Raw genomic sequence first — 21,539 nt, 5'->3', positions numbered from 1 at the left:
AGCACGGCCAGACGGCGAGAACGCCGCTGGCGGCATTTTTCACCACTCCCATTACGGAGAAGCCGTGATACGATCCTTGATCTCGTCAAATGTGGCCTTGGGAATAATGTTTTTCGCCACAAGTTCGCCACGAAGCCGATAAGGCCGGTTGGAAATCACTTCCTCAGCTACTTCACGGGTTAACCCCAGTGTTAAAACCAGATCACTCACCGGCGCCTTATTAATATTGACTAAATCACCTCCCATTTTTGGAAGTGTTGGAGAAGTCACAATTTTTGGCACTGGCGGTTTGGACGAAACGATAGAGCTAGGCGTCACTGGCTGGGCAATTCCGCTTTTGGACATATCGGTGGTTTCCGAGGGTTTCATCACTCCGGCTGTACTCCCCACGGAAGATTCACGGGTATCTTTTAATTCCTTCTGATAGCGCAACACCGTCTCTTTCAGTGCTTTGTTTTGCGATTTGACTTTTTGATATTGGTCCACAACCACCCGCAACTTTGATGTGAGCTGCTCTTTCTCCTGATCTAATTCCCGCTCACGTGTTTCCAATAAGGTGTGCTCATTTTTTCGCCCTTCCTTAATCCGTTGCACTTCGGTGGTCATGGTCTCTAGATCTGTAGAGACTTTTTCGTTCAATCCCTTTAAATTGCGTATTTGTTCTTCAAGGGCTTCCTGATGCATCCGGCTTTTTTCCAACTCGGCCTTGGCCGACTCCATATCCGCCACCGAAGCCTCATATTTCGTCTTCGAAACCATACACCCGGACAATCCCATCAGAAGCACAACCGAAATGACCACCCACCTCTTCATAATATCCTCCTCATCCCTACCAATAGAAAGATTCATCCTTAAACAATCTCCTCCTGACCACAATCTGGTTCTTAGGTTTATACCCCTATTCAGGATTTATGGCATCCTCGCGGTTATGTCAAGCCAGGCCACCGCCCTGACCTGTAGATTCCGGTACTTGCGGATTACAAGACATACCATTCAGGACGTCGGTCTTTGAGCAAATCATTATAGGGATTGATTCGTTTGTTCCGAGCTTCCGCCATATCCATCTCGTACAGACCAAACTCTTCGTCCTTTTGGGAAGACCGACACAAAATCCGTCCATCGGGAGCCACCATCTCACTCATGCCAATAAATGGCAATGCTGGTTTTTCCCCACGTTGTTCCCTGCCGACTCGATTGGCTGTTATGGCAAACACCCCGTTTTCCAAACATCTTGTCACCATGGCATCAGGACAATAGGGCAACACTAAATTGCTGGGGTGGCAGAGAATATCGGCGCCCTTGATGGCCAGACTTCTTGCGGCTTCGGGAAAAAACCAATCAAAACAGACGAGAAGACCAACCTTGGCCTTTCCAATATCCCAGACAAGAAATCCCGTATCTCCAGGAGCAAACCAGAGGGTTTCCTCAAAAAATAAATGCGTTTTGCGATAGGTCCCGATATACCCTTTCGGGCCGATCAGCACTGCCGAATTATATATCCGGTCATGCTCTCGTTCAGCCAACCCGACCACCACGTGCAGGTCACGGCCTCGAACGGCTTCTTCCAAGGCTTTGATGGTTGGACCAGAAGGGATGTCTTCTGCCAGCTCACGGACTTCTTCTTTAGAAAGGAATTGATATCCAGAGAGGGCAAGTTCGGGAAAAACAAGGAGATGTCCCTCAAAGGCATGGATGGCATTCAGGATAGTCTCCAGATTACGTTGAACCTCTCCAAATACGGGAGAAAATTGAAAAAACCCTCCACTGATCGTTGACATCACCACCCCACAAAAAAAGCGGGCAGAGGTAGACTCTACCCGCTTCTTTATCAGATTAAGGCTTTATGATTACTTAACCTCTTTCAAATGCATAACGGCACTTTTCGCATGCTTGGTCCCGACATCGGCATGCCCGGCTTTGCCATGCTCCACCGCTTCCATGAGTTCGTGAACGCCTTCATCTAAATGAGGATTCTTCACGTCTTTTTGAGCACCCTGGGCGTGGGTCAAGGCTTCTTGGGCATGCTCAACCAACGCATCAGCATGTCCCTGTTCGCCATGTTTCACGGCTCCCTGGGCATGAGCAATCGCTTCAGCCACATGTGGATTGGCTCCTGCAAGCGCGACAGACCCCCACGCCCCCGCAACCAGAATCCCGAGCATGGCAACGATGCCAATTGCCTTACTGACCATTTGCTTTTTCATCCCTGACCTCCTTGAAAAAGTAGATTAATATTAAACTGAGAGACTAAGTTATCCTCTCATTCCTCATACACAAGATCAAGATGATTTCATCTGATCCTGATTGGTGACTCGAAATAATAACTTCACGTCTTTTTCTGCCGGTGCCGCAAAATCCCTGGACCATTCCCACCACGATCCTGGATAGACTTTCACTCGTGGAAACCCTACGTATCGAAGCAAACAAAACACCCAAGCCGCCCGGACGCCACCCAAGCAATACGTCATGATTTCCTGATTGTCCCGTAGCCCGTGATCTTCAAATATTTCCCTTACCTGCTCGGGAGGTTTCACCGTGGCATCCGGTTGTAAAAACCGATTCCATGGGATATTGATGGCAGAAGGAATATGGCCGGCCCGAGGCAACCCATCGATCTCCTTCCCCGCATATTCCTCCACGCTTCTGGCATCAAGAATTATGGTATCCGGGTGAGGTCCTTTGAGCAGTTTTTTTAATCCGTCCTTATTCACAATGAGTTCCGGATTGGCCGTGACAGTAAAATCACCCAGCGTTGGTCGAATCGCTTCATGTTCAATGGGACGCTGCTCGGCGGTCCACTTAACCCACCCACCGTCCAGAATTCGAACGCTGGAATGTCCCAAAAAGGTTAACATCCAAAACATGCGCCCCTCATCACCCCAATTATCAAAGGGGTTACAATAAATGACCACGTCGCTGGACTGGTTAATGCCGAGCGATCGAAGGCGCTGTTCAATTCTCCCCAGGTCAGGATCTAAGACCCCCTTTGCCACAGCGGATGGATCGCTGTACTCATGCCAGGTGCTATGAACAGCACCGGGAATATGAGACGTATACGCTCCGCGTCCACGCACATCAATAATGACTAAGTCTTCACGTCCCAGGTTTTGGGCTAGTGATTCCGTATCAATGAAAAAATTTTCAGCCACAGTTCTTTCCCTTTATGAATGAAGTGAAGAGGTATCTGCCGGGTGATGGGGAGCAAGCCCATCGGATGGTGCGATGCACCCTACCCGAGGATCGGGTTCGTGATCCTGTAAAGCCGTAGACAGGGTCGCATCCAAAGGGAACTCACGATCATAGATTGTAAAGACATATGGATCTTCACCCGTCAGACCATACTGATTTCTCAACATCTGATTTTGACTCTCGGTCTGAATATGATACCGAATCCGCGCCTGAACCATCCACCCTTTTTCTTTTTCCGGGATTTCATATTCAAAGGAATAATCCCGGCTGGCAAGCGGCAACAGTCGGTTATCGTAGACTTCCACAATCACCGGCTGCCACAGGATCCAACGGCCCATGGTATCAGATTGCTCATGCACCACCGTGCCGTTCGAATCGCGCACCGTAAATTCAACGGTAAAAAACCGGTCAGGGTCCCCTGTCGGGACTTTGTGTCCAGCCCCCGCATTAATCAGCGTCAGCGTCAATTTGACATCGTCACCTGGTTGGGGTGTGGGAGGGTCTGCCTGCACTTGGACAGCGACCGCTCGCTTGACCATGTCCGGATCATGGCCTCCTCGCCAGAGATGCCGTCGACCGAATCGGATAGGGCTACCCTTGGCAACCGGCCGCTCGACTTCCGGCATATGACAACTCTGACAAATCAGTCCCTTTTCCTTCATGAAAAACTTGCCTTCATACTCAGGATACGTGCCACAAGGCCCCGCATTGTAGAATTGCATGGGTCCCGAAACAACATTATGGCAGCGATAACAGACTTGGGTCGTTCTGAAGGAAGGATCAAATTGGGTGGGATGCGGCGCCGCCGAATCATCATACGGCCCGAGAATCATCCCATCCCGAACATGGCAGGCCGCGCAAGTCACACCTTCTTGTTGATATTCCGCATCGTACCGGTAATTAGGAATTTGCACGGCTTTTTCGACTCGTTCACGGGGAAGGTCTTGAATAAGGGTCGGTTGCTGATTTTCTAATGGCGTATGGCAATTCAAACAGACCCAAATATTATCATCTTTTTTCCAATAGGCTTGAAAAAACGGATCATGAAAGGCTTCGGCATGAATACTGGATTTCCACTCTTCGTAGATTTCGACATGACAACTTCCACATTCCTCCGCTTTTAAGCTCTGCAATCCCACTGGAATCTGCTGATAGGGAATGGGTTTCGCGTAATCCTCCCGTAATCCGAATATGACGGTGGGACGAATTTCCGTATAAAAGATGTAGATCCCTACCCCCAGCACCAACAGGAGCAACAGCCACGCTTTTCCTCCCCATGATCGCTTTGATTTCATCACGTCAATTATCCAGCAGAGCCTGAAGATGGCGATCCACCGATCCCGCCAACGCTTTCAGATGATAGCCCCCCTCTAAACATGACACGATTCGTCCACCTGCAAATTTTCTGGCAATCTTCGAGACAATTGTGGTCATGTCGGCATAGCCCTGCTCCGTTAAGACCATACTCGCCAACGGATCATCCCGATGACCGTCAAACCCCGCGGAAATCAGAATACATTCCGGTTGAAAGTGTTCGGCGGCGGGAACCAGGATCCTCTGGAACATTTCCCCATACTCCTCATCCCCTTGTCCTCCTGAGAGCGGCACATTGATAGTCAGACCTTTCCCTTGACCTTCCCCGGTTTCCGTCGCCCGTCCTGTCCCGGGATAAAACGGGGACTGGTGCGTACTAAAAAACAGAACCGTAGGATCATCATAGAAGGCCTGTTGCGTGCCATTGCCATGGTGCACATCCCAATCCACAATCATGATCTTCTGTAGTCCATACTGTTGCTGAAGATAACGGGCGGCAATCGCAATGGTATTCAGAAAACAAAAACCCATCGCTCGATCCGCCTCGGCGTGATGCCCAGGAGGCCGCACGGCGCAAAAAGCCTGATCAATGTCGTGGTTCATGATCGCATCCACCGCCGCCAACCCCGCGCCGACTGCCAGATAGGCAGCCTCCAGCGTTCCCGGACACATCGATGTATCAGGATCCAGGGAAGCATACCCACTTGAGGGGGAACGTCGTTCAAGACTCTCCACATAGGACGAATCGTGGATAAGTTCAATCCATTTCCGCTCGGCCCGTCGCGGTGCGACCTGATGAAGCCGGGACCACGTTCCCGAACGCTCTAATTGCGCCCGTATCGCACGAAGCCGCTCAGGGGACTCCGGATGGCTTCTGCCCATCTCATGGAGCTCATAGGTCGGATGAGAAACGTATCCAACACGGCCCATGCTCATAAACTCTCAAGATGGAAAATGGAAAAGGAAATCATGCACAGAGGAAAAACTCGATCAACAATGTCGGCCAAACAACACTTACAAATACTGAAGAGCCGGAAGGAAAAACATGAAAGATCCTAGCATAGGGGAATGGCTTAGACAACGCATGCACCCGCATGATAGGCTGGTTTTCGTTCATTTTCTGTCATCATTTTTTCTGACTGGATTTCACCCCATGGCCAATCCTAAGATCGAACAATTCAAAAAAGTGCTCCAAATGGACCCCAAGGACGAAACATTGTGGTTCGGCCTCGGAAAAGCCTACATGAGTGACGAAAATTGGAAGGAGGCGATTCCCGCCTTGGAGCAATGTATCCTGGTGAAACCCGAGTATTCAGCCGCCTATTTAGCGCTGGCTCAATCGCTCAAACAGGCACAGGAATTCGAGAAATGCCATGCGATATGTACCGAGGGCATCACGGTCGCGACGAAGAATGGCAATTTACTCGTCATTAAAGATTTGGAAGCACTCAAAACGTCACTGCCTTCATCCTAACCGCCCTCACGTGTTCCAATCTTTCCCCCGCCGCATCGTCTTCACATCTCTTCCTTGATCCTCTTGAGTTCTTGGGAGCTGAGACGATATCGAGCAACCGGGTTCACTGCCAACATTCGAATTCGAGGATCGCGCGGATTCCCTGGTGGTCGAGTAACCCAAGTGACCTGGCGAATACGAATGGGATTGCGCAATTCCTGAGCCGGGGCCTTCCACAATGTCAGCAGGATGGCACTGAACTGAGGAACGTCGACAACCACTCCGACTAACATCGCGGCTAATCGCTGAAGATCCAAAGGAGGAATGTCCTGAGGACGCCCTTTCCCCCATGGTAAATCAGGAACACTGACTGCCAGCAACACGGGTGCGCAATACCGTTCTAATTGTCTAGCTTTTTCGGCCATACGTGACAACAACCGTTTGACTAAGGCCTGTTCAAAAAATTCATCCGAAGATTCTAAAATTTGGTGAGGCTGCAGCCGCACCGCAGGTGATTTCCGGGTAGCCCCCTGGGTCGATTGAATGACCGTCACTTCCACAAAAAATCGATGCGTGCCCTCATAACATTCCAAGTCCGCCGTTCGCCCACCAGAGGCCTCTAAAAATGCCACGGAAAATCCCGCTTGTGCGAAAAAATACGCGGTCTCGATCTCGGCATGCGCGGATGCCGCCTGCCTGACCGGGAATCGATTGATGTGGTCCCACAGCATCGCCAGGCGAGTCTGACTTTCTCCATCTAGACAGGCTCGGGCAAGTTCCTGCCATTGGCGAAGAATCGAATCCCCCTTAGGTGGACGAAGGTTCACATCCATCCCATTATTTTATAAACGGCGGACAGGCTTCGGTAATCACTCACCTTACGGACTCCCGCAGGCCTTCCACTCAAAGCAGATTCCAGGCACAGAATTGAAACCGGAGCACAAGATGATTCACACCACATCTTCATTCGTATTCAGGCTACCTGCTTGGCATGGATCATGTTTTCCCCTTGTAAAGAGGACCTTGAAAAGTGGGGTTCTCAGACCGGAGATTGGGCGTGCATTACATTACGGGTTGGAGGCTTCTTCAGGGGTGCGCTTCAACTCTTGTAAGGTAAAATGCTTGGGGAGTAGGACCGGTATGACAAGGCCAATGGGATCCCCGCGCAATATAGTGGTAGGCTCCTCGGTGGATGCGTCCAATTGGAGCAGAAAATTCGTGACAAAGGCTGCGTAGCCAGGAAGAAAATCATTCGGTGTCACCTTGTATTCCTGCGTCGCAATCCCTTCCCAGATGGAGAAGGTTCGCTTTGGGAAATAATAAAAATGATTGGGAAGATCCTTCATCATCATGCCAAGTTGCATGGGGTAATAAAAACGAATTCCACAATAGAGCTTAGGAAATCCACTATTAAGAATCGTATCAACATACATTCCTGAAAACGATTTGTAGCCCAAAAGCTGCTCTTCAGGTCGAATAGGCGGAGACTGCCATTCAAACCCACTCCCTTTTTTTCGAATACGACAATCCGCCGGCGAACGGATCAACCACCCATATTGCCCGACGAAGCGAACCGGCCCGCAATCATCCGGAATGACCTTATATCCGCTGGCCGCAACCTCCCGCTGCTCGGACAAGGGCATGTTGGTCATCAGGGGACGATGGGGATGAAAATCAAGCGTAAGTCGTTCCGGAGCAAAGGCGGTGGAATACTCCCGCTCCCAATAAATGACCCATTTTTCGTCTGTGCTTCCCGGCAACGCACTCATTGAACGTCATTCATGGTTGACCTGCAAGCGCCTGTCCTCGCTTGATCATCCATGCCACTTCCGCCACCCGCTTCCCCAACGCCCATGCATCGGCCCGCTCCCCATCATCAATGCCAGGGCTGTCACCCTCCGTCGTCGCTGAGGCGCCAAACGCTCCTCCGTCACTCACCACAATCATCTTGTTCCCGAGCATGGCTGCAAGGATGGTCAACATCGTCACCTCTTTCCCGCTGGATACTTGTCCACCCGTGGCAAACGCCGCTCCCACTTTATTGCGCATTTTCCATTCAGGAAACACGCCAAATTCAAACTGCCACCGGTCAAAAAAAGTTTTGACTTCACCTGACATATTCGACCAATACACCGGCGAACCCACTATGACGGCATCGCTGCCAAACAACTCATCGGCTGTCACCTGCCCTACCGTTTTCAGGAGTACGGTAGTCCCTTTAACCGATTCAGCACCTTTTTGCACAGCATTGGCCATATCTGCCGTATGACCGGAAAGGGAATGATAGGCGACTAAGACCCGCAGGGAATGGCTAACCTGAGAAGGCTGCACTTGAGCAGAAACTTGCACACACCCACAGAACCAAACAAGGACAGCCAAAGCAATCCATAAGATATTTCCCCGAAAAATCTTCATAGGAGAATTGAATTGGAATAAAGGCACAAACTATTTTTACCTTAAGAACCAATCCAGGCGGAAATCACCCTTCGCTATCGCCGTTCAATTTCTTCGTCCATTTGCTCTTCCACCGATACATGCGTCAAGGCCCCTCGATAATCACACTTATGACACCGCACTCGAAATTCCTCCAACCACTTCTCTTGCACAAAATGTTGATGACATTTGGGGCAGGCAAATACCCCTTTAACATAATGTACCTGCTTCCGATACTTCATAACCAAACCCTCCAAATATGAAATAAACGACCGGTGCTAGCCTGCCATAGGCCTTTTTCCAATTGCAAATTTTGATGCTTACGATCCCTCGACATAGCAGCCTATGGGATACATACTCAAAGGCTCCCTCAATTCCTTTGGATAGAGGGGAGCTAAAGTGTCCTGGCATAATAACGAAAAAGCCACATGGGGGATAACCCTGCTCACGACTCAGAGCCGTTGGAAGCTCCAATGACCCTGGCACGTTGTTTTCGGGGAAAGTACTGGTCATGCACCTTTTTGAGGCGGGCTTGCTCAACATGGGTATAGATTTGTGTCGTGGCAATGCTGGCATGGCCGAGCATCATTTGGACCGAACGAAGATCGGCACCATGATCCAATAAATGCGTGGCAAACGAGTGGCGAAGCATGTGAGGGGAGATGGGCTTGGTGATGCCTGCGCGAACCGTGCGATCTTTGAGTATTTTCCAAAAACATTGCCGGCTCATGGCCCGACCCAGCCTGGTGAGAAATAGTGCCGAAGACGTTCGCTTTTTGACAAAGGCCGGGCGAGAAGACTGCAAATAGGCCGAGACCAATTGGCGTGCCTTATCTCCGATGGGAACGATTCGTTGTTTGTCCCGTTTTCCCGTCGCTTGCAAAAATCCCACATCCAAATTGAGATGCGCCACTTCCAAATTGATGAGTTCAGACACCCGAAGACCAGTCGCATATAACAATTCCACCATGGCGGCATCACGAGAATCCTCCCTGGTGTCCATGATAGGCAGGGTGAGCAATCTGGTCACTTCGGCTTCGGACAATAGCTTTGGCAATTGACTCCATTGCTTTGGCGTCCCCTTCAACATGCCGTCAAAGGTCGGATCATCCTTTCCCCGCTCAAAGGATTTATAGAAACCCCGGACAGAAGCCAGGCACCTGGCAATTGAGGAGGAGGCCAGGCCTTCGGCTTTCAAACTGCTTAAGAATTGAAACCACACCGGCTTGGAAAGGTGCGTAGGATCAGCAATGTCGTGGGCTCGAAAAAAGGTCTCGAGCTTTCTGAGATCCCGGCGATAGCTCTCAATCGTATTCGCGGCATAGCCCTGCTCCACTTGCAACATGGTGAGATAGCGATCAACGAATTCCTGCATTAGCTCTTTGCCCCACCCTCATCTTCATGATGAAAGAACCCCAAACGTTTTCATGACCCCACCGGCCGTAATCCGATCAAGAGTTTTTCTTGCGTTCTTCTATTTTGGTAAGAGAACTTCCTGATATACTAAACAAGAAAAGTGTTGTCGTCACCGTATCCTGCTCTTGAATTATCCACCCACACATTCATTCGGGTGTAGGACTGTATCCATACGGACATACCCTTCCATTTCCAAGGCGTGTAGGTAAATTCCCTTTGACGATTGTCTTACTCAAATATCTGTTGCTGCGAACCCTATTGATTCTCATCCTTGGGGGCTTGGGATCGCTGTTGAACCAGGGAGGGGTACTCCACATTGGCGTGGCGACCGACCTCGTATTCGCCCAACAAGCTTCGACTCCCCCTCTTCTGGACAGGGCAAGATCGGAGCTGGAAGCAGGTAACCCTGCAGCCGCCATCCTCACTCTCGAGAAATTGATTGATTCATTCCCTCCTCCGGATATCCTGGAAGAAGCCTATCTCTTGCAAGCGACCGCACTGAAACATGATCACCAGCCGACGGATGCCCTTACGGTTTTAAAGCAACTCCTGGAAGAATTTCCCTTTTCACGTTCCACGAACCCTGCTCGTGTTTTGATGGCCGAACTCTATATCGAATTACAGGACTATCAGCCTGCCCTGGATCAATTGTATCAGGCACTGGACTATGCCACTGACCTGGACCTACGCCGGTCAATATTCCAATTGATCCGTCAAACCGAGTTAGCCAATCACAACCCGCTGGGTGCCGTAAAAGCTGCATTAAATGAAATGGGTCTGGCCGATCAAACAGAACGGCTCGAATTAGAAGGCCTCACTCAATCTCTGATTTTGCAACAGTTAGACGAACCTGCCCTCCAGGAACTTGTGGAAGGGTATGCCTCCCGCTATCCAGGTGACATCGCGACCATCCGGCTGATTGAACTGCATACCGCCCACGGAGATGAGGTCCTGGCCGAACGGGATATCCGGGGATTTCTCAAACGCTATCCCACCCATCCTTATGCTCAAACTGCGATGGCCCTCCTGCAATCATTTATCAGCAAGATCAAATTCCATTCTCATATTGTGGCAGCCGCCTTGCCTTTTTCCGGTCCAATGAAAAACTATGGCACAGATTCGTTAAACGGCATTCGTCTCGCCCTCGAAATCGCCAAGGAACAATGGGGACTGACCTCGGTTGGGCTGGTCGTAAAAGACACCACAACCCTCACCGCCCCGTTACGCGTCGAGATCCAACAAATGCTTGATGAATTTCGGCCCATTGCGGTCGTGGGGCCCTTGTTATCCCGTGAGATACAGGAACTCGCCCGACTCCCTGATGAAAATGCCATACCATTCGTTACCCCTTCATCCACACTCTTGAACGTGCGGCAATTTGGATCATTTTGGTTTAGTACCGCCATGACCTCATCCGTCCAAGCCAAACGCCTGGTAGAATACGCTATTCTAAAGCTGGGATATCATCGCTTTGGCATTATTTATCCCCAAACAGCGTATGGACGTGAAATGGCTGCTATGTTCGCTAAGGAAGTGTTGCACTCCGGCGGGGAAATTATCGCTTCTGAAGGCTATGCTGACGACCAGACCGATATTGGTGAACAATTACGCCACTTAAAGGAAAAAGATCTGGCCACATACGGCACAACCGAAAATGAAAAGACCCGAACCGGGGAAGATCGGACGGTCTACACACCAGGGTTTGACGCCGTGTTTGTCCCAGGACAGCCGGTACACTTAGCCCTCATTGCCGCCCAACTGGCATTTTATGACATGAATGTGCCGATTTTAGGCGGTAATAGCTGGCATAATCCTGAGTTGTTTCGGTGGGCCAAACACGATCTGGACGGCCATATTTTTGTCGATGGGTTTTTCCCCAACAGCCCTGACCCCAACATTCAGATGTTTGTTCATCGGTATCGCAGCCAGTTTCAAAAAGAACCCTCCCTCTTTGCCTTTCAAGCCTATGATGCCGCAACCATGGTCATGGAAACGATCCGCCATGGCGCTCAATCCGGACAGGGGATCTGGGACCAACTTGTGCGACGCTCTGACTTGCCGGCGTTGAGCGGATTTGCCTCTTTTAGTTCGGCTGGCATTCTGAACCGGAGGCTCTACCTACTCCAGGTTAAAAATAAGGCGTTTACCCAACTCAACTAAGCGACATGGATTCCCTTTCCTCTTTTCTCTATAACCTCTCTTTCATGCTGGTTCCACTCATGGCCGCAGTGGTATTACACGAATGCGCCCATGGATGGGTCGCGAATTTCTTTGGAGACCAGACCGCCAAAAACCTGGGACGACTCACCGTCAACCCCCTACCGCACATCGACCTCTATGGAAGCATTATTGTGCCACTGATGTTATCCCTGATTCCTGGAGGGTTTGTCTTTGGTTGGGCCAAACCCGTTCCGGTCAATCCCGCACAACTCCATAATCCCAGACGGGACATGGCATTTGTTGCTGCGGCCGGACCACTCATGAATTTATTCTTGGCCATTGTCAGTAGCCTCATGCTAACCCTGTTCCTCTATCTCGACCCTACGCTCCAGGCCAATTGGCCTCCCCAGCCAGGAGTTGAACCACGACGGGACCTTCTCGGAATGATCTTGGTTCCCCTCACGGCCATGGCCTTATCTTCCATGATCATTAATATCGTGTTATTTTCCTTCAACCTTTTGCCGGTTCCTCCGTTGGATGGGAGCCGGGTCCTCCGAAGCCTTCTCCCGGTCAGGTCCGCGGAAGTCTTAAACCGGTTGGAACCCTATGGGATGTTTCTTATTTTGGGACTTCTGATGCTGAATTCGTCTATCCCCATAATCAGCAGTTTTATCGGAATGGTGTTTCAGATATTTCAATATCTCTTTCTACCTGCTTTTATCACTTAACTAAAACCGGAATACTAATCTATGACCACACGTGTACTCAGCGGTATGCAACCGAGCGGGTTCATGCATTTAGGCAATCTTCTTGGTGCGCTGGAAAATTGGAAAACGTTACAAACCCAATACGACTGCTATTTTTTTGTGGCCGACTGGCATGCATTGTCGACGAATTATGCCGACACCAGCCGGATTAAAGAATTCACACAGGAATTGCTGATTGATTGGCTGGCAGCCGGCATTGATCCGAACCGGGCTACCGTGTTTGTCCAATCCAGCATTCCCGAACACGCCATTCTTCATCTGCTTCTCTCTATGATTGTGCCGATTCCCTGGCTGGAGCGAAATCCTACGTATAAGGAAAAACAGGACGAAATTAAAGAAAAAGATCTCTCCACCTATGGTTTTTTAGGCTATCCGGTGCTCCAGGCGGCAGACATTTTGTTATACAAACCCGATATCGTTCCGGTTGGCAAAGACCAGCTTCCCCATTTGGAACTCACGCGTGAGATTGGGCGCCGATTCAATAATCTCTATTCACCCGTGTTTCCTGAACCCAAGGAATATCTCACTCAGTTTCCCAAAGTCTTGGGGACCGACGGACGAAAAATGAGTAAAAGTTACGGCAATACGATCAATCTGTCCGATACCGAGCCGGTCGTTCGACAAAAGCTCAAAACCATGGTGACGGATCCGGCAAGGGTTCGCCGGACCGACAAGGGCGATCCTGATGTCTGCCCGGTATTCGACTTCCACAAAATTTATTCCTCGGCCGACGTCGTCAAACAGGTCAACCAGGATTGTCGCACCGCGGCCATAGGATGCATCGATTGCAAGCGACAAGTTGCCGATGCCATGGTCGAACGCTACAGCCCTATGTGGGATAAACGGGCGACAATTCTTCAACATCCTGAACACATGCAGGAAATGGTAGAAGAAGGACGGAAACGCGCCTCTCAGCAGGCGCACGAGACGATGCAGGAAGTGAAAACCGCGATGAAAATTCTCTAGCAACCTCGAATCACCTAATCCCCGAGCACCTTCTGTAGAAGAACTCTTCTACAGAGAGACCAACAAGGACCACAATTTCATATTCCTCACTCCAAAGTGCTCACAGAGAAACCATAGTTCACGGAAATAGCCTGACCTTACAAAGGCTAATGGCTCTCACAACCCGGCAAACGAGGAATTTTCTTGAGCCGGACTTGCGATATTTTCTTGACTTCATGCTATTGTGAAATTACGATCATATACCTATGAAAGATTTCCTTATTTTCATTTAGTTAGGTATATCAAACTATGAGTATCCGCGTTGCCATTAATGGGTTTGGTCGCATCGGAAGAAATTTTTTCCGGACCTGTTTCAATGATCCTTCCATCGAGATTGTGGCCATCAATGACCTGACTGACTCAAAAACCCTGGCTCATCTTTTGACCTATGACTCGATTCATGGAAAATTTCAAGCCGATATTCAAGACGGGCCCGGCTTTTTGACCGTGAATGGGAAGAAGATTCAGATCCTGGCCATCAAAGACCCTCAATCTCTGCCTTGGAAAGAACACCAGGTCGATTTCGTCATTGAATCCACTGGTCGATTTACAGACCGGCAAGGCGCGGGACAACACATTTCTGCCGGAGCCAAGCGGGTCATCATTTCAGCACCCGCCAAAGACCCGGATATCACGATCGTGTTAGGAGTGAATGACTCCGACTACAATCCTCAACAACACACCATCATATCCAACGCCTCTTGTACGACGAATTGTCTTGCTCCGGTTTCGAAGGTCCTTTTACAGGAATTCGGTATCAAGCATGGGTTTATGACCACCATCCATTCTTACACCAACGATCAACAACTGCTTGATTTGCCTCATAAGGATTTACGACGGGCACGAGCGGCCACCTTATCCATGATTCCCACGTCAACAGGGGCGGCCAAAGCGTTGTACCTGGTCATCCCGGAACTAAAAGGGAAAATCGATGGCATGGCCATTCGAGTGCCGACCCCCAATGTATCGCTCATTGACCTTTCAGTTGAAGTCGAACGCGATTGTGATGCGGCAACGGTGAACGCGGCTTTTCAACAAGCTGCTCAGAGTTCGCTAAAAGGCTATTTGCAGGTCTCTGAAGCCCCAATTGTTTCAAGTGATCTCAATGGCTGTTCATACTCAGCCACCGTGGACGCACCTCTCACTTCCGTCATCAATAAACGGCTCGTCAAAGTGTTTGCCTGGTATGACAATGAATGGGGGTATTCATGCCGCTTACACGACCTGATCAATGTTCTCGCTCAACACCGTTAGAGAATCGCATCACCGCAGAAATATAGGGCTTTCCCCCGTGTAGCAATACAGCCGTCGACCTCGGAAGGGAAAGGAAGGCATGAAGCATTTAAAAAAACAAACCATTGATCAGGTTGACCTCCGCAACAAACGCGTACTCATCCGAGTGGACTTCAACGTTCCCCTTGATGATTCCTGCCAAATCACTGACGATTCCAGGATCCGGGCGGCCCTTCCGACCATTAATCGTGCCGTGGATGAAGACGCTATCGTCATTCTCTGTTCTCACTTGGGACGGCCAGATGGAACCATCAACCAGGCACTCAGCCTGGCTCCCGTTGCCAAACGACTCCAGCGACTGTTGAATAAACCGGTTGAATTTGTTGGCGATTGCATCGGGCCGGCAGTGGAAGTTGTCGTCAATAAAGCCAAACCCGGCGATGTGGTCGTATTAGAAAACCTGCGATTTCATCCGGAAGAAGAAAAAAACGACGACCAGTTCTCGGCACAATTGGCCTCATTGGCAGATGTGTACATCAATGACGCATTTGGAACCGCCCACCGGTCTCATGCCTCCACCGTTGGCATCACCAAATATGTCAAAGTATCCGCAGCAGGATTTTTGATGAAACGGGAAGTCGAAGCCTTGGAAGGCACGGTGGAGAACCCCGTTCGTCCGTTTGTGGCCATTTTGGGAGGGGCAAAAGTTTCGGGGAAAATCGGGGTCATTGAAAATCTCGGCAAGGTGGTTGATAAAGTCATCATCGGTGGCGGCATGGCCTTTACCTTTATCAAGGCCATGGGATTGGAGATCGGCCAATCTCTCGTCGAAAAAGACATGCTGGACTTTGCCAAACGCATTCACGAACAGGCGATGGCTCAAAAAATCAAATTTTATCTTCCCGTGGATTGCGTCGTCGCCGCCAGTCTCGACCCTGAAGCGGAAACAAAAATTGTCCCGGTGCAGGAAATCCCTGCGGGCTGGTATGGCATGGACATCGGGCCCGCGTCGGTCCGTCTGTTCAGTGAAGCCGTCCAAAACGCCAAAACGATTTTGTGGAATGGACCCATGGGAGTCTTTGAGCGTGATGCATTTTCACGCGGGACCTTTGCCATGGCCCATGCTGTAGCCAATGCCTATGCCAAAACGATTGTGGGAGGAGGAGATACGGCTCTCGCCGTATATCGCGCAGGAGAATCCGAAAGTATGTCCTTCATTTCAACCGGTGGTGGTGCGGCCCTCCAACTCCTGGAAGGCAAACATATGCCAGGGCTTGCAGCCTTACCCGATCGTCTTTGATCCCAACGACCCCGCTTTTTTTACTTCCAAAAGTTAAGAGGTTCTCATGTTGCATCGCCTTATTGTCGGCAATTGGAAAATGCACAAGACCATTTCCCAGGCCGAGTCCCTGGTGAAGGATATACTGAAGATTTATCAACCACAGGTCTCAGTAGAGTTGGCCATCGCCCCATCATTCGTGTCCTTACCAGCGGTCTCACGCCTGCTGGCCTCCACACCCATCAAATTGGCCGCTCAAAATACCTGTGCCAGTGACGAAGGTGCCTTTACCGGAGAAATTTCGCCACCCATGTTACGGGACGTCGGCTGTCACTATGTCATTATTGGACATTCCGAACGACGGCATATTTTCGGAGAAACCGACCAGGATATTAATAAAAAAGTCCACGCCGCCCTCCACCATGCCGTGTTACCAATTTTGTGTGTCGGGGAACGTCTGGATGAGCGCCAATCAAATAAAACGCAGGCAGTCATTCAGCATCAACTACAAACAGGACTTGAAGGTCTCGAATCGAAAAATTTTACAGAGATCACCATCGCCTATGAACCTGTCTGGGCGATTGGAACCGGCCAGGCGGCTACCGTCGACCAGGCGGCCGAGGTTCATAGCCACATCCGATCCTTTCTCGCCACGCAATGGGACATCAAACCTGATCAAACCAGAATCATTTACGGGGGGAGCGTGACCAAAGACAATGCCAAAAGTCTCTTTCAATCTCCACAAATAAATGGGGCTCTCGTGGGAAAAGCTTGTTTGAATTCCGAATCCTTTGTTAAGATAGCCGAATTAGCTGCTTACAATTAACCATAAACACGGCAATAAACACGCACACATTATGTATACTCTGACTGTCATTCTTCATATCATAGTCTGTTTTCTCATGATTGCCGCCATCTTGCTCCAAGCAGGAAAAGGCGCTGAGATCGGTGCATCGTTTGGAGGGTCTTCTCAAACGGTGTTTGGAAGCCGCGGCCCCGGTACGTTTCTGAGTAAAATCACCGTGGGAGCCGCTATTGTATTTATGCTGACATCCCTCAGCCTGGCTCTACTTTCTAAACAGGCCAATACTTCGTCCACGGTGATCGATCTTCACCCAACCTCCCATCATGAATCGCCTTCTCCATCGACACCCGCGGCAACTCCTTCAACGGAAACCAACGCAACTGAACCAGCGCCAGAGACGACTGCCGACCCGACTACTCCATAAACTATTTCAATTGCTGAGTCGGCAACTAGTTTGACCGCAGGACAACTGGTGGAATGGCCCAGAATCATGGGGCCACCTGTCAGAATTTCAGCTCCTAAATAGGAGTCAGCCAATTGGCATAAGCCGCATCTTCGCCACGCACAATCCTAAAGAAATCATCTTGCAGGGATTTTGTGAGAGGTCCTGGCTTACCTTCGCCGATTTTTCGATCATCCAATTCGCGAACCGGTGTCACTTCGGCAGCTGTTCCGGTAAGAAATATTTCGTCTGCCACGTACATCGCATCACGAGTAAAGCGTTCCTCAATCACCGGGATTTTTTTTGCTCTCGCCAATTCAAGAATCGAATTCCTGGTAATCCCGTCAAGAATAGAGGTCAAGGGAGTCGTTTTTAAGACCCCCTTTTTCACAATAAACACGTTTTCTCCTGTCCCCTCAGCAACATAACCATCAGGATCAAGGAGGATACATTCGGCATATCCAGACTTCTTTGCCTCCCATTTGGCTAAGATCGAATTGACGTAATATCCGGATATTTTTGCCCGAGTCATGGATACATTCACATGGTGCCGGGTGAAGGATGAGATTTTTGCCCTGATTCCTTCCGCCAGAGCATCCTCCCCTAAATACGAACCCCATGGCCAAGCCGCAATAGCCAAACGAATCGGGTTGTCACCAGGGTACACTCCCATCGCGCCATACCCCACATACGCGATGGGACGGATGTAACACGAGGCTAATTGATTGACTCGAACCGTCTCAACAATAGCGTCCGACACTTCTTTTTTGGTAAAAGGCATGGGCATCATGGTGATATGGGCAGATTCAAACAGCCGGTCGACATGCTCCTCTAACCGAAAGATGTTTGATCCGGCCTCGCCCTCATAACAACGGATCCCCTCAAATGCCGCGAGACCATAATGGAGAGAATGAGTCAGAACATGAACCGAGGCCTCATCCCAGTCGACAAGAGCTCCATCCATCCAGATTTTTTTTGACACAGTCACCATAGAAATACTTCTCCGATTGACATAAGGCTGAAAAAAACAAGGCGTGGTAACCAAGGGCATCACGGATTTATTTTTGTCAGACACCAAGAACGCGTGATGATATACTAAAATCTTGACATAAATGTAAACATACTGGCAAAATGCGTGTTTGTTAAGGAGCTAAACACTATGTATGCAATTATCGAAACAGGTGGAAAACAATACCGGGCGGAACCGAACGGTATCCTACAAGTCGAGTCCCTTGAAGGCGATGTCGGGTCTATCATTCAATTTGACTCAGTACGATTTGTCCAAACGGACCAGGCGCCTATTGTCGGCTCTCCCATGATTACAGATGCCGTGGTCAAAGGGGAGATTATCCGACATGCGCGAACCCGGTCCATTACCATTTTCAAAAAGAAACGACGTAAAAACTATCGACGGACCAAGGGCCATCGTCAGGGGTTCACGCAGGTTCGAATCACTGAAATTGTGGCATCTGCTTAACATTGGTCTTTGAAATTATTTGGAGGTTTGACTCATGGCACATAAAAAAGGCGGCGGATCATCCCGCAACGGTCGCGATAGCAACCCACAATATTTAGGCGTCAAAGCCTATGCCGGCGAAAAGGTGAGCGGCGGAAGTATCATCGTTCGTCAACGCGGAACGAAATTCTTTCCTGGGACAAATGTCGGACTTGGAAGCGACTACACACTCTTTGCCAAAGTAGACGGGATCGTTAAGTTTGAAGGAGGAATCGCCCGCCGCAAGGTGAGCGTCTATCCTCCCGTCTAGCTTCCCTTCCCATTTCCTGCTTTTTTCAATTCATCTCCTTCATTTGTCCCTTGTAAGTCCGCTAGGATTTAAGGATCAGTATGTTTATTGATCAAGCACGGATATTCATCAAAGCTGGTGACGGTGGCACCGGACACTGTAGCTTTCGACGAGAAAAATTTGCTGAATTTGGTGGTCCCAATGGTGGCGACGGTGGTGATGGAGGAGACGTGGTGTTTGTGGCCTCCAATAGAGTCTCAACCCTGCTCGACCTGCGATATCAAAAACACTACGAGGCCACGTCCGGCGTCAGAGGTCTCAAGACTAACTGCCACGGAGCCAATGGCTCCGATATCGTAATTGCCCTTCCTGTCGGGACTCTCGTGAAAACCGAGGACGGCGACATCATCGCCGACCTTATTGCGGAAGGACAAACCGCCATTGTGGCCAAAGGAGGCAAAGGCGGAAAGGGCAATGCGCGTTTTGCCACGTCAACAAATCGAGCGCCCCGTCAATTTGAACCAGGGACCCCCGGCGAAGAGCGATGGGTGAATCTGGAATTAAAACTGTTAGCCGATGTCGGCCTGGTAGGCTTTCCTAACGCTGGCAAATCCACTTTAATTTCAGCGATTTCTTCTGCCCATCCAGAAATTGCCAGTTATCCATTCACGACTCTTCGCCCTCATTTGGGAGTGGTGGAATGGATGGAACATTCGTCATTTGTCGTAGCCGATATTCCAGGATTGATCGAAGGCGCTCATGAAGGGAAAGGGTTAGGAGTTAAATTCCTGCGACATATCCAGCGAACCGCTTTTTTGTTATATCTGGTCGATATCACCGAATGGATTTCAGAGGATCCCATTGTGATCGTTGAAACGTTACAACGAGAACTCCAGGCCTTTGATCCCGAACTCCTTGAACGGCCGTTTGCCATCGTGGCCACAAAATTGGATTCACAGGGAAACGGCCAGCACTTGGAAGCCCTTCGGGAGTATTGCGCTACACACCACTATCCATTCTTTCCCATTTCGGCCGTGACCAGGGAAGGCCTCCCATCACTCGTGACCTATTTAGGGAAAGCCGTTCTGGAAGCAAAGACTTCATGCGCGAGCAAGTGCTAGCGGCGTGCAAGAGGATCGTCGTCAAAGTGGGAAGCAGCCTGGTGGCTTCTTCGCAGGGCGGTTTACGTCTCGACCGTATTAACCGTTTAGCCCAGGAATTGGGCACACTGCAGGCTCAGAATCGACAAATTGTCGTGGTTTCCTCCGGGGCCATCGTTGCCGGCATCGCACACCTCGCCATTTCTTCTTATCCCACTGAATTACCCCTTCAGCAAGCCGCTGCTGCAGTCGGACAAAGCCGCCTCATGCGAGCCTACGAGATGGCGTTTGAGGACACGAAAAACAAGATTGCCCAGATCCTCTTAACTCACCAGGATTTATCCGACCGTCGACGATTTTTGAATGCGCGCCATACCTTAAATACCCTTATTCAGCTAGGGGTCATTCCGATTATCAATGAAAATGACACCGTGGCGATCGATGAAATCAGATTTGGTGACAACGATACCCTCGCTGGAGAAGTGGCCCATTTAGTTGACGCAGATCTGCTGGTGATTTTATCAGATGTCGATGGACTCTATAGCCAGGATCCTCACCTCAATCCTTCCGCTGAATTAATCCCTCTGGTTGCCAATGTCACCAAAGACATTGAAGACCTTGCGGGATCTTCTCGAACACAAGCCAGCCGTGGAGGCATGGTCACCAAGATCAGAGCCGCCAAGCAGGCAGGACGGTTTGGGGTCCCTACCCTCTTATTAAATGGAGAAACTCCCAATGCCTTAGGAGAGGTCCTGAACGGAAAGCCCGGAGGAACATTTTTTGCGTCAGACCAATCACCCCTGACCAGTCGAAAGCAGTGGATTGCCTATACACTTCGACCAAAAGGTGAGCTCCGCTTGGACGAAGGCGCCGTGGCCGCACTCACCCTTCGAGGAAAAAGTTTATTGCCATCAGGTATTCTGGACATCACAGGCATCTTTCTGACAGGAGACCCCATTACATGCGCTACCAGGGAGGGAATGGCCTTCGCGCAGGGACTCACAAATTATTCTGCTGAAACCCTCCACCGCATCAAGGGAAGAAAAACGTCAGACATCAGGCAACTCCTGGGCACATTGGAGTATGAGGAAGTCATTCACCGGGACAATCTGGTCCTGACTGAGCCGCAGGCTTCATAAGCGACATGACTCTCGGCTATCGCACAATCCTCCCTTGGCATAATAGATATAGATGGCCT

General features: G+C 50.0%; 24 protein-coding genes. 12 read left to right on the top strand and 12 right to left on the bottom strand.

What is annotated here, in order from left to right; all coding sequences use genetic code 11:
- Window positions 1-51 precede the first annotated feature (51 nt).
- The 6 genes from AAH187_RS04590 to AAH187_RS04565 form a co-directional block, all read right to left on the bottom strand.
- A complete protein-coding gene (locus tag AAH187_RS04590) occupies window positions 52-813 on the bottom strand; it encodes a hypothetical protein (RefSeq protein WP_342347256.1) in 762 nt (253 codons plus the stop codon).
- 164 nt (window positions 814-977) lie between these two features.
- Window positions 978-1,778 carry a nitrilase-related carbon-nitrogen hydrolase gene (locus AAH187_RS04585; RefSeq protein WP_342347255.1) on the bottom strand — a complete coding sequence of 267 codons (801 nt, stop codon included), beginning with the start codon at window positions 1,776-1,778 and terminating at the stop codon, window positions 978-980.
- A gap of 69 nt (window positions 1,779-1,847) precedes the next feature.
- Complete coding sequence (gene smbP / locus AAH187_RS04580; protein ID WP_342347254.1) at window positions 1,848-2,204, bottom strand: small metal-binding protein SmbP; 357 nt, start codon at window positions 2,202-2,204, stop codon at window positions 1,848-1,850.
- A gap of 75 nt (window positions 2,205-2,279) precedes the next feature.
- A complete protein-coding gene (locus AAH187_RS04575) occupies window positions 2,280-3,149 on the bottom strand; it encodes a sulfurtransferase (RefSeq protein ID WP_342347253.1) in 870 nt (289 codons plus the stop codon).
- 12 nt (window positions 3,150-3,161) lie between these two features.
- Window positions 3,162-4,484 carry a multiheme c-type cytochrome gene (locus tag AAH187_RS04570; RefSeq protein ID WP_342347288.1) on the bottom strand — a complete coding sequence of 441 codons (1,323 nt, stop codon included), beginning with the start codon at window positions 4,482-4,484 and terminating at the stop codon, window positions 3,162-3,164.
- A gap of 4 nt (window positions 4,485-4,488) precedes the next feature.
- On the bottom strand, window positions 4,489-5,439 hold the full coding sequence (locus tag AAH187_RS04565; protein WP_342347252.1) for a histone deacetylase: 951 nt from the start codon (window positions 5,437-5,439) through the stop codon (window positions 4,489-4,491).
- A gap of 217 nt (window positions 5,440-5,656) precedes the next feature.
- Here AAH187_RS04565 and AAH187_RS04560 point away from each other — a divergent pair, with 217 nt between their 5' ends.
- Window positions 5,657-5,977, top strand: coding sequence for a tetratricopeptide repeat protein (locus AAH187_RS04560; protein WP_342347251.1), 321 nt, complete (start codon window positions 5,657-5,659; stop codon window positions 5,975-5,977).
- 41 nt (window positions 5,978-6,018) lie between these two features.
- On the opposite strand, the gene AAH187_RS04555 is transcribed toward AAH187_RS04560, so the two are convergent.
- The 5 genes from AAH187_RS04555 to xerD all read right to left on the bottom strand — a co-directional run bounded on the left by AAH187_RS04555 (window position 6,019) and on the right by xerD (window position 9,764).
- Complete coding sequence (locus AAH187_RS04555; protein WP_342347250.1) at window positions 6,019-6,789, bottom strand: hypothetical protein; 771 nt, start codon at window positions 6,787-6,789, stop codon at window positions 6,019-6,021.
- Between the two features lie 234 nt (window positions 6,790-7,023).
- Window positions 7,024-7,725, bottom strand: coding sequence for a hypothetical protein (locus AAH187_RS04550; protein ID WP_342347249.1), 702 nt, complete (start codon window positions 7,723-7,725; stop codon window positions 7,024-7,026).
- Between the two features lie 10 nt (window positions 7,726-7,735).
- Window positions 7,736-8,371, bottom strand: coding sequence for a flavodoxin family protein (locus AAH187_RS04545; RefSeq protein WP_342347248.1), 636 nt, complete (start codon window positions 8,369-8,371; stop codon window positions 7,736-7,738).
- 74 nt (window positions 8,372-8,445) lie between these two features.
- Window positions 8,446-8,631 carry a hypothetical protein gene (locus AAH187_RS04540; protein ID WP_312646431.1) on the bottom strand — a complete coding sequence of 62 codons (186 nt, stop codon included), beginning with the start codon at window positions 8,629-8,631 and terminating at the stop codon, window positions 8,446-8,448.
- A 203-nt stretch (window positions 8,632-8,834) separates the two neighbouring features.
- Window positions 8,835-9,764, bottom strand: a complete 930-nt coding sequence (gene xerD, locus AAH187_RS04535) for a site-specific tyrosine recombinase XerD (RefSeq protein WP_342347247.1) — start codon at window positions 9,762-9,764, stop codon at window positions 8,835-8,837.
- Window positions 9,765-10,021: 257 nt separating this feature from the next.
- On the opposite strand from xerD, the gene AAH187_RS04530 reads away from it, so the two are divergent.
- The 7 genes from AAH187_RS04530 to secG all read left to right on the top strand — a co-directional run bounded on the left by AAH187_RS04530 (window position 10,022) and on the right by secG (window position 17,478).
- Complete coding sequence (locus AAH187_RS04530; RefSeq protein WP_342347246.1) at window positions 10,022-11,965, top strand: penicillin-binding protein activator; 1,944 nt, start codon at window positions 10,022-10,024, stop codon at window positions 11,963-11,965.
- Between the two features lie 44 nt (window positions 11,966-12,009).
- Window positions 12,010-12,693: a site-2 protease family protein gene (locus AAH187_RS04525; RefSeq protein WP_342347245.1), complete on the top strand. Its 684-nt coding sequence runs from the start codon at window positions 12,010-12,012 to the stop codon at window positions 12,691-12,693.
- 21 nt (window positions 12,694-12,714) lie between these two features.
- Window positions 12,715-13,698: a tryptophan--tRNA ligase gene (gene trpS, locus AAH187_RS04520; protein ID WP_342347244.1), complete on the top strand. Its 984-nt coding sequence runs from the start codon at window positions 12,715-12,717 to the stop codon at window positions 13,696-13,698.
- 288 nt (window positions 13,699-13,986) lie between these two features.
- Complete coding sequence (gene gap / locus AAH187_RS04515) at window positions 13,987-14,991, top strand: type I glyceraldehyde-3-phosphate dehydrogenase (protein WP_342347243.1); 1,005 nt, start codon at window positions 13,987-13,989, stop codon at window positions 14,989-14,991.
- A gap of 79 nt (window positions 14,992-15,070) precedes the next feature.
- A complete protein-coding gene (locus tag AAH187_RS04510) occupies window positions 15,071-16,270 on the top strand; it encodes a phosphoglycerate kinase (RefSeq protein ID WP_342347242.1) in 1,200 nt (399 codons plus the stop codon).
- Between the two features lie 46 nt (window positions 16,271-16,316).
- The gene (tpiA, locus tag AAH187_RS04505; RefSeq protein ID WP_342347241.1) at window positions 16,317-17,075 is read left to right on the top strand and encodes a triose-phosphate isomerase; all 759 of its coding nucleotides are present in this window, start codon (window positions 16,317-16,319) and stop codon (window positions 17,073-17,075) included.
- Window positions 17,076-17,106: 31 nt separating this feature from the next.
- Window positions 17,107-17,478, top strand: a complete 372-nt coding sequence (secG, locus tag AAH187_RS04500) for a preprotein translocase subunit SecG (protein WP_342347240.1) — start codon at window positions 17,107-17,109, stop codon at window positions 17,476-17,478.
- 94 nt (window positions 17,479-17,572) lie between these two features.
- On the opposite strand, the gene AAH187_RS04495 is transcribed toward secG, so the two are convergent.
- Window positions 17,573-18,487 carry a branched-chain amino acid transaminase gene (locus AAH187_RS04495; protein WP_342347239.1) on the bottom strand — a complete coding sequence of 305 codons (915 nt, stop codon included), beginning with the start codon at window positions 18,485-18,487 and terminating at the stop codon, window positions 17,573-17,575.
- A 168-nt stretch (window positions 18,488-18,655) separates the two neighbouring features.
- Between AAH187_RS04495 and rplU the strand changes: the two genes are divergently transcribed.
- The 4 genes from rplU (at window position 18,656) to proB (ending at window position 21,480) form a co-directional block, all read left to right on the top strand.
- Window positions 18,656-18,973: a 50S ribosomal protein L21 gene (rplU, locus tag AAH187_RS04490; protein WP_312744357.1), complete on the top strand. Its 318-nt coding sequence runs from the start codon at window positions 18,656-18,658 to the stop codon at window positions 18,971-18,973.
- A gap of 34 nt (window positions 18,974-19,007) precedes the next feature.
- On the top strand, window positions 19,008-19,262 hold the full coding sequence (rpmA, locus tag AAH187_RS04485) for a 50S ribosomal protein L27 (protein ID WP_312646418.1): 255 nt from the start codon (window positions 19,008-19,010) through the stop codon (window positions 19,260-19,262).
- Between the two features lie 80 nt (window positions 19,263-19,342).
- A complete protein-coding gene (gene obgE / locus AAH187_RS04480; protein WP_342347238.1) occupies window positions 19,343-20,362 on the top strand; it encodes a GTPase ObgE in 1,020 nt (339 codons plus the stop codon).
- Complete coding sequence (proB, locus tag AAH187_RS04475) at window positions 20,344-21,480, top strand: glutamate 5-kinase (protein ID WP_342347237.1); 1,137 nt, start codon at window positions 20,344-20,346, stop codon at window positions 21,478-21,480. Before obgE ends, proB begins: the two co-directional genes overlap by 19 nt.
- Window positions 21,481-21,539: the final 59 nt, after the last annotated feature.

The organism is uncultured Nitrospira sp., assembly GCA_902500695.1.
GTDB lineage: Bacteria > Nitrospirota > Nitrospiria > Nitrospirales > UBA8639 > Nitrospira_E.
This window is presented reverse-complemented; position numbering and strand designations above follow the sequence as displayed.